The sequence below is a fragment of the Chryseobacterium shigense genome, assembly GCF_900156575.1.
In the GTDB taxonomy this organism is placed as follows: Bacteria; Bacteroidota; Bacteroidia; order Flavobacteriales; family Weeksellaceae; genus Chryseobacterium; species Chryseobacterium shigense.
This window is the reverse complement of record NZ_FTNY01000015.1, coordinates 1-5,391: the sequence shown is the minus strand read 5'-3', so window position 1 is coordinate 5,391 and position 5,391 is coordinate 1. Positions and strand designations below refer to the sequence as shown.

Annotated in this window: 2 tRNA genes and 3 rRNA genes; all 5 read right to left on the bottom strand. The window is 47.1% G+C overall.

Going from position 1 to position 5,391, the window contains the following annotated elements:
* Positions 1-43 precede the first annotated feature (43 nt).
* The 5 genes from rrf to BW964_RS22135 all read right to left on the bottom strand — a co-directional run bounded on the left by rrf (position 44) and on the right by BW964_RS22135 (position 5,189).
* Positions 44-151, bottom strand: a 5S ribosomal RNA gene (gene rrf, locus BW964_RS22155).
* A gap of 156 nt (positions 152-307) precedes the next feature.
* Positions 308-3,065, bottom strand: a 23S ribosomal RNA gene (locus BW964_RS22150).
* Between the two features lie 157 nt (positions 3,066-3,222).
* Positions 3,223-3,296: transfer RNA gene (locus BW964_RS22145), tRNA-Ala, on the bottom strand.
* A gap of 82 nt (positions 3,297-3,378) precedes the next feature.
* A tRNA-Ile gene (locus BW964_RS22140) sits at positions 3,379-3,452 on the bottom strand.
* A gap of 220 nt (positions 3,453-3,672) precedes the next feature.
* A 16S ribosomal RNA gene (locus BW964_RS22135) occupies positions 3,673-5,189 on the bottom strand.
* The 16S, 23S and 5S rRNA genes sit together here with 2 tRNA genes alongside, the layout of an rRNA operon.
* Positions 5,190-5,391: the final 202 nt, after the last annotated feature.

Sequence of the window (5,391 nt, the reverse complement as noted above, 5' to 3'; positions counted from 1 at the left end):
AAAAAAAAGTCTCATACAAAACTGTATGAGACTTTTAAATAAAAACTGGCGGCGGCCTACTCTCCCGCTTTCGCAGTACCATCGGCGCTGGTGGGCTTAACTTCTGTGTTCGGAATGGGAACAGGTGAGCCCCACCGCTAAAACCACCCTAAAGAAGGTATATATTGTAGAATGTCGGGTGTATCTTGTACAATGGATTTACATCATACTTTGTACAGCCTACATTTTACAAGGTTTAATTCGATAAAAACAATCACAAAGACAAAACCTTTACTGCGCATACAAGACTTGTTATACAGTAACCATAGGCTATAAATCTACGGGTAATTAGTACTACTCGGCTATGACATTACTGCCTTTACACCTATAGCCTATCAACGTCGTCATCTCCAACGACCCTTAAAAGATGTCTCATCTTGAGGCGAGTTTCGCACTTATATGCTTTCAGTGCTTATCTCTTCCAAACGTAGCTACTCAGCGGTGCTCCTGGCGGAACAACTGATACACCAGAGGTTTGTTCAATTCGGTCCTCTCGTACTAGAATCAAGCCCTCTCAAACATCTAACGCCCGCAATAGATAGAGACCGAACTGTCTCACGACGTTCTGAACCCAGCTCGCGTGCCACTTTAATGGGCGAACAGCCCAACCCTTGGGACCTTCTCCAGCCCCAGGATGTGACGAGCCGACATCGAGGTGCCGAACCTCCCCGTCGATGTGAGCTCTTGGGGGAGACTAGCCTGTTATCCCCGGAGTACCTTTTATCCTATGAGCGATGGCCCTTCCATACGGAACCACCGGATCACTATGTCCTGCTTTCGCACCTGATCGACTTGTTGGTCTCACAGTCAAGCACCCTTATGCCATTACACTCTACGCACGGTTACCAAGCGTGCTGAGGGTACCTTTGAAAGCCTCCGTTACTCTTTTGGAGGCGACCACCCCAGTCAAACTACCCACCACGCAATGTCCTTCTAAAAGAAGTTAGGCTCCAAGTAAGTAAAGGGTGGTATTTCAACGTTGGCTCCACAAACACTAGCGTGCCTGCTTCAAAGCCTCCCACCTATCCTACACATTACTTACTCAAAGTCAATACGAAGTTATAGTAAAGGTTCACAGGGTCTTTTCGTCCCATTGCGGGTACTCGGCATCTTCACCGAGACTACAATTTCACAGAGCTCATGGTTGAGACAGTGCCCAGATCGTTACACCATTCGTGCAGGTCGGAACTTACCCGACAAGGAATTTCGCTACCTTAGGACCGTTATAGTTACGGCCGCCGTTTACTGGGGCTTCAGTCAAACGCTTCGCTTACGCTAACGCCCTTCCTTAACCTTCCAGCACCGGGCAGGTGTCAGACCCTATACTGCATCTTTCGATTTTGCAGAGTCCTGTGTTTTTGATAAACAGTCGCCTGGGCCTTTTTACTGCGGCCACCATTGCTGATGGCGTCTCTTCTCCCGAAGTTACGAGACTATTTTGCCTAGTTCCTTAACCATGATTCACTCTAGCACCTTAGGATTCTCTCCTCGACTACCTGTGTCGGTTTTGGTACGGGTTGCTTCACTTCGGCTTTTCTTGGAAGCACTTTCCCTACAACAACTTCGCCCGAAGGCTAGGTCTTGACTATTCCGTCAGTCTCCAGTAAGTACGGCACTCCGTCCCCTTTTTAGTGTGAGCAAGTATGGGAATATTAACCCAATGTCCATCCACTACCCCTTTCGGGTTCGCGTTAGGTCCCGACTAACCCTCAGCTGATTAGCATGGCTGAGGAAACCTTAGTCTTTCGGTGAGCGGGTTTCTCGCCCGCTTTATCGTTACTTATGCCTACATTTTCTTTTCTGTCCGCTCCACAATACCTCACGATACTGCTTCAGCGCAAACAGAATGCTCTCCTACCAGATATACCCCTAAGGTATAAATCCATAGCTTCGGTACTCTATTTATGCCCGATTATTATCCATGCCGGACCGCTCGACTAGTGAGCTGTTACGCACTCTTTAAATGAATGGCTGCTTCCAAGCCAACATCCTAGCTGTCAATGCAGTCCAACCGCGTTGCTTCAACTTAATAGAGATTTGGGGACCTTAGCTGTTGGTCTGGGTTCTTTCCCTCTCGGACATGGACCTTAGCACCCATGCCCTCACTGCCGTAGAACATTTATTAGCATTCGGAGTTTGTCAGGAATTGGTAGGCGATGAAACCCCCGCATCCAATCAGTAGCTCTACCTCTAATAAACTTATATACGACGCTGCACCTAAATGCATTTCGGAGAGTACGAGCTATCTCCCAGTTTGATTGGCCTTTCACCCCTACCCACAGGTCATCCGAAGACTTTTCAACGTCAACCGGTTCGGTCCTCCACTCTGTGTTACCAGAGCTTCAACCTGCCCATGGGTAGATCACAAGGTTTCGCGTCTAATCCTGCTAACTAAGCGCCCTATTCAGACTCGCTTTCGCTCCGGCTCCGGACCTTAAGTCCTTAACCTCGCTAGCAAAATTAACTCGTAGGCTCATTATGCAAAAGGCACGCCGTCACCCAACTTGTGGGCTCCGACCGCTTGTAGGCGTACGGTTTCAGGTTCTATTTCACCCTTCTATTCGAAGTGCTTTTCACCTTTCCTTCACAGTACTTGTTCACTATCGGTCTTTCAGGAGTATTTAGCCTTGGAGGATGGTCCCCCCATATTCAGACAGGATTTCACGTGTCCCGCCCTACTCATTTATCATCTTAATATGCCTTTCAAATACGGGGCTATCACCCTCTATGGCTGTTCTTTCCAGAACATTCTTTTAAACATATAAAGACTTTTGGGCTAATCCGCTTTCGCTCGCCGCTACTTACGGAATCTCTTCGATTTCTTTTCCTCAGGGTACTTAGATGTTTCAGTTCTCCTGGTTTGCTCCTCTTGCGAGGTGACATGTCTTCAACATGCCGGGTTGCCCCATTCGGACATCTGCGGATCAATTCGTGTGTGCCAATCCCCGCAGCTTTTCGCAGCTTACCGCGTCCTTCTTCGCCTCTGAAAGCCTAGGCATCCGCCATACGCCCTTAACGATTTCTTTCCTATTTTTGGTTACTCAAGCGCTTATATGCGCTCGGTTTTCTCTTTGTGATATTTTTACCGTTAATGTCAATGATCTTAATGTCTTTTTTTTAGTCTGATGAACGAATATTGTTATTGGCTCTATTCGTAACTTTGAAATCAAACTTCAAAAACTGTGGAGAATAAGGGAGTCGAACCCTTGACCTCCTGCGTGCAAGGCAGGCGCTCTAGCCAGCTGAGCTAATTCCCCCTCTAGTTGCTTCTAGCTTATGGCTTCTTGCTAGTGGCTAAATGCCAGCAGCCAAAAGCTATTCGCCATCCGCTTTAATTAGTAGTCTCGGGCAGGCTCGAACTGCCGACCTCTACATTATCAGTGTAGCGCTCTAACCAGCTGAGCTACGAGACTTCATTTAGATTTGAGATTTAAGACACTAGATACAAGACTATTTAACGGTCTCCTATCTATGATCTATACATCTCTTGTCTCTCGTTCCCTGATACTAATTTCTAGTGGGTTTTTGTATTTTTATAATATATAGCAACCAAATAAAAAACTAAAGCTTTACTTTAAGCAGAATCAATGTACATTGCTGTACTTATTTTGTTTAACGTCCAAAGACGCTCTAAAATGAGATGTTCCAGCCGCACCTTCCGGTACGGCTACCTTGTTACGACTTAGCCCTAGTTACCTGTTTTACCCTAGGCAGCTCCTATTACGGTCACCGACTTCAGGTACCCCAGACTTCCATGGCTTGACGGGCGGTGTGTACAAGGCCCGGGAACGTATTCACCGCGCCATGGCTGATGCGCGATTACTAGCGATTCCAGCTTCATAGAGTCGAGTTGCAGACTCCAATCCGAACTGAGACCAGCTTTCGAGATTTGCATCACATCGCTGTGTAGCTGCCCTCTGTACTGGCCATTGTATTACGTGTGTGGCCCAAGGCGTAAGGGCCGTGATGATTTGACGTCATCCCCACCTTCCTCTCTACTTGCGTAGGCAGTCTCACTAGAGTCCCCAACTGAATGATGGCAACTAGTGACAGGGGTTGCGCTCGTTGCAGGACTTAACCTAACACCTCACGGCACGAGCTGACGACAACCATGCAGCACCTTGAAAATTGTCCGAAGAAAAGTCTATTTCTAAACCTGTCAATTCCCATTTAAGCCTTGGTAAGGTTCCTCGCGTATCATCGAATTAAACCACATAATCCACCGCTTGTGCGGGCCCCCGTCAATTCCTTTGAGTTTCATTCTTGCGAACGTACTCCCCAGGTGGCTAACTTATCACTTTCGCTTAGTCTCTGAATCCGAAAACCCAAAAACGAGTTAGCATCGTTTACGGCGTGGACTACCAGGGTATCTAATCCTGTTCGCTCCCCACGCTTTCGTCCATCAGCGTCAGTTGTTGCTTAGTAACCTGCCTTCGCAATTGGTGTTCTAAGTAATATCTATGCATTTCACCGCTACACTACTTATTCCAGCTACTTCAACAACACTCAAGACTTGCAGTATCAATGGCAGTTTCACAGTTGAGCTGTGAGATTTCACCACTGACTTACAAATCAGCCTACGGACCCTTTAAACCCAATAAATCCGGATAACGCTTGCACCCTCCGTATTACCGCGGCTGCTGGCACGGAGTTAGCCGGTGCTTATTCGTATAGTACCTTCAGCTACTCTCACGAGAGTAGGTTTATCCCTATACAAAAGAAGTTTACAACCCATAGGGCCGTCGTCCTTCACGCGGGATGGCTGGATCAGGCTCTCACCCATTGTCCAATATTCCTCACTGCTGCCTCCCGTAGGAGTCTGGTCCGTGTCTCAGTACCAGTGTGGGGGATCACCCTCTCAGGCCCCCTAAGGATCGTTGACTTGGTAGGCCGTTACCCTACCAACTATCTAATCCTGCGCGTGCCCATCTTTATCCACCGGAGTTTTCAATATCAAATGATGCCATCTGATATATTATGGGGTATTAATCTTCCTTTCGAAAGGCTATCCCCCTGATAAAGGCAGGTTGCACACGTGTTCCGCACCCGTGCGCCGCTCTCAGTCTCCCGAAGGAAACCTACCGCTCGGCTTGCATGTGTTAGGCCTCCCGCTAGCGTTCATCCTGAGCCAGGATCAAACTCTCCATTGTATGTTTTTCCTGACCCACTCAAAGTTTTTTTACGCTTTAGTTTTTTTCTTACTTGGTTGTATATTGTATGTCAATGATCTTTTTTCTTTCCGCAAAACATAGAGAAGCTTTTCTGTCGTTCTGTTCCCTATTTGCGGTTGCAAAAGTAAGTATTTATTTCTAACTGACAAAATGTTTACCAAAGAAAATTTAAAGTTTTTTT